The sequence below is a fragment of the Mesorhizobium sp. WSM3868 genome, from assembly GCF_002294785.1.
Lineage (GTDB): Bacteria > Pseudomonadota > Alphaproteobacteria > Rhizobiales > Rhizobiaceae > Mesorhizobium.
Map to the genome: position 1 here is coordinate 1 of NZ_NSGB01000042.1, position 3162 is coordinate 3162.

General features: G+C 59.2%; 3 protein-coding genes and 2 pseudogenes. 4 read left to right on the plus strand and 1 reads right to left on the minus strand.

All coding sequences use genetic code 11. The features are described from left to right. Together CK221_RS29370 and CK221_RS29375 are read left to right on the plus strand one after the other, a co-directional pair. A pseudogene (locus CK221_RS29370) lies at positions 1-261 on the plus strand (RTX toxin); the annotation flags it as partial. A 289-nt stretch (positions 262-550) separates the two neighbouring features. Next, positions 551-682: pseudogene (locus CK221_RS29375) on the plus strand (DUF3606 domain-containing protein); the annotation flags it as partial. A 564-nt stretch (positions 683-1246) separates the two neighbouring features. On the opposite strand, the gene CK221_RS29385 reads toward CK221_RS29375, so the two are convergent. Continuing rightward, entirely contained in the window at positions 1247-1561 is a 315-nt protein-coding gene (locus CK221_RS29385; RefSeq protein ID WP_245426346.1) for a hypothetical protein, read from the minus strand. Positions 1562-1680: 119 nt separating this feature from the next. Here CK221_RS29385 and CK221_RS29390 point away from each other — a divergent pair, with 119 nt between their 5' ends. Further along, a complete protein-coding gene (locus CK221_RS29390) occupies positions 1681-2037 on the plus strand; it encodes a hypothetical protein (RefSeq protein ID WP_095780267.1) in 357 nt (118 codons plus the stop codon). A 311-nt stretch (positions 2038-2348) separates the two neighbouring features. Then, positions 2349-2729: a MucR family transcriptional regulator gene (locus CK221_RS29395; protein ID WP_095780265.1), complete on the plus strand. Its 381-nt coding sequence runs from the start codon at positions 2349-2351 to the stop codon at positions 2727-2729. The last annotated feature ends 433 nt before the right edge of the window (positions 2730-3162 follow it).

Here is a 3162-nt window from a genome sequence, read left to right on the forward strand (position 1 = left end):
GTCCACGACCTGCTTTATGTCATCGTGTCACGCACCTCCGTGGCAATGGTGACGCCAACCGGGGATCTGCTGGGCACCCTCGACATCTCCGCCGCCAACGCGAAAAAGCCGGCGGGACTTGCGCTGGCGCCGAGCAGTGACGATCCGAGCCACCAAATGAGCCTCTATGTCGTCGATCGCGGCGTGGACAACGACGTGCAGCCGACCGAGAACGACGGCAAGATCTATGAATTCCATTTGAACGGTTGGCTGCTCGCCTGATCTGACTTCTCAGCCTTTTGGCTCACCGGGCGAATAGATCAGTGGCCGGCGACAATCGAGGCATCCGCTCGGGACCGACATGCCAGCGTCCCGTTGCAACGTCCACCCGCCATGTTGGTGGCTCAAGCGGGGTTCGACCTTTTGGCTGAATTTCAATTTATTAGCAGATGCGAATATATTCGGTCGCCGGTCATCTGTGTCTCCTGCCGGCCAAGGCCCGGTGGCCGCGCCCAAACGCCACACCCAAAGGCTACCGGGCCGCAACCCGTGCGAATTCACGGCCTGGCATCAGGAATATGAGGTTGGCTACTTCGCTAGCAAATTCGGGCTCTCGATCCCTCAGGTCCGGGAACTGATCGCCAAGCATGGAAATGACCGCGAGACTTTAGAGCGTGAGGCAAAAGCGTTGGGCACTCAATGAGCCGCTCGACACGTTCAACGGCTCACTCGGTGACGCGCCATATTCCAAATTTTCGAGGTAACCTCGAAATTTAGCCCTGCATAGTCGCCGCTCGTTCACCACATCGCGGCATCGACATTGAAGGCCCACCGTGGGCGCAATCTGATCCACGCCTAGGTTCACCCGCCCCGCCTGCGATCTGAGCTCGCGGGCTCACGAATATTTGAGGACCCCTGACGAAGCCGGCGGCATATTTTAGGGACGTTGAATGTTCAACGCCCATGCGCAGACGAGCCCTACTGTCGGGGGAACAATCAAAAGCCGCACGAGCTCTATTGAGCTGGTCGCGAGTGCGGCTCGCTGCCAAAGCGCATATTAGCGAACCAACGGTCGTCGATTTCGAGAACGGGTCAGGAACCCGAATCCACGCCATGTTGCCGCTATCCGCCAAGCCTTAGAGGATGCGGGAATTGCCTTTAGCCCGAAAGGGCCATTGCTAACTCGCTCTGAGATCCCGAACGGTGATCGACAGACGGACAATAGGATGTGGCGGCGGCGGCAGACGAAACGCACGCCCTAGAAACTTCACACTCCTTTGCGGTGAAGGTCTTTCGGGCGCGTGTCCGGAGAATAGGTCAGCGTAATGCGCTTGCCACCGCAGACGGCGCATTTCATCTTCGGCCGCAAATCCCATTCCATAGCCGGAGCATCAGCGCCGAAGCGGTCGCGGAGCGCCGGCAGATCGAGCTTGTGGTGACGATGGCAATCGAGGCAGCCGCGAGTGACCGACATGCCCGCCTCGATAAGTTCCCGAAAGGTCCAGCCGTCGCTCATCCGGACGAAATAGGTTTCCGAGGTCAGAAGACCAAGAGTCCGCTCGTGAGGGGCGAGCGCCTCCATACCGGCCCGCTGTTGCCGCTTCGCGGCAATCTCCTCGTGCCACCGGGAATATTAGCGACCGGGAACATGGCTTGCTACGCGGCGTTTACCCGATGATCAGCCTTCAGGAGGAGGTTGCCATGAAAAAACTGCTACTTGCTTCAGTGATCGCCGTTGCCACCGCGGCAGCCACGGTCGCGCCTGCGGATGCGCAGGGGTTCTTCGGTCTCGGTTTCGGTCCATTCGGCGGCTTCACCCCGTTCTACGGAGGTCCATTCAACGGTGGTCCTTTCTACGGCGGCGGCCCGTTTTACGACTATGGCGGCCGGTATTACGGCCCTAGCTATTACCGCGACTATTATCCTGGCTACGTGGTCCGCTATCCGCACCGCTACCACTACCGGCACCGCCACTATCGCCACTGCCACGTCAAGTGGGTGAGGCATTGGCATCATCACCGCCGGGTGCTGGAACGCGTGCGGGTGTGCCGTTACTGACAAGACCGCTGTGGAAGCGTGTCTAGGAGACGAAGGCGGCTAGGCCGGCGCAGCGTGTCCCCAGCGCCTTCGCCTATGATGTCGAATGGCTGAAGCCTGGCATCACCGGCCGGGTAAGGTTCCTTCGTGGCGAGCACTGCGACGCTGCAGGATTTCCGCGAGCAGGCCCTATCCCTTTCCCTGAGGCCGCTGGGGCAGCGGGCTGTGCCGGCGGGTTCGCGATTCAAGTCGTGCTCGGCCTTTTGGCTGGATTTCATTTTATTAGCAGATGCGCTCAAATAGAGCGGTTTGTCAGACAAAAGAGATTTCGCATGTCACTAGTGGACCTCACCGCCGACATCGTCTCCGCTTATGTTAGCAATAATCTCGTCTCGGTAACCGACTTGGCGGATTTGATCGCGTCGGTGTATTACTCGCTCACTGGCGCAGCCCTGCTGCCAAAGCAGGAGCCTGCCGTCGACCCGGAGCGCTCGGTCTTCCCCGATCACATCATCTGCCTGGAGGACGGCAAGGAGTTCAAGTCGCTCAAGCGGCACCTGATGACCGATCACGGTCTTACACCAAAGCAGTATCGCGCGAAATGGAACCTGCCGGCAGACCATCCGATGGTGGCGCCGAACTATGCGGAGCGGCGATCGGAATTGGCGAAGGCGTTGGGCTTTCAGCGGAAGCCTGCAGATCTCCGAAAATGAGATCGCCGCACCTCGAGGATTATATTCCAAGAGGCGCGAAATGAGGATACGGAAAGGCAGAGCCCACTCGCTTTGAGGGGGACGAGCGGGCTCCGGGGGGTGGACCCTACGACGTTGCCTAAAAAGCCGCGCCGTGAAACCTAACCTGCCGACGGTCGGAATGTTCCCCGATGCGACCGAAGTCGCACCCGCTGACGCTTTGGTCCCGCTGAAACCATCGCCTCGCTACATCATTTTATAGAGCCGGCGAACATGTGTCCCTTCAATCGGCGGCATGAGAGCTGTGAATAGATGCCCGTTATCCCGTTTGCCTGGATGGCGGGCATTCTGTTCGGATCTCAGCCCGCTTTAACCGCTGTTTAATGTATGAGCGCCTACTAATACGCGGTGGTCAACATCCTCACACGCATTCGGCAACTGACGCGCGCGATAG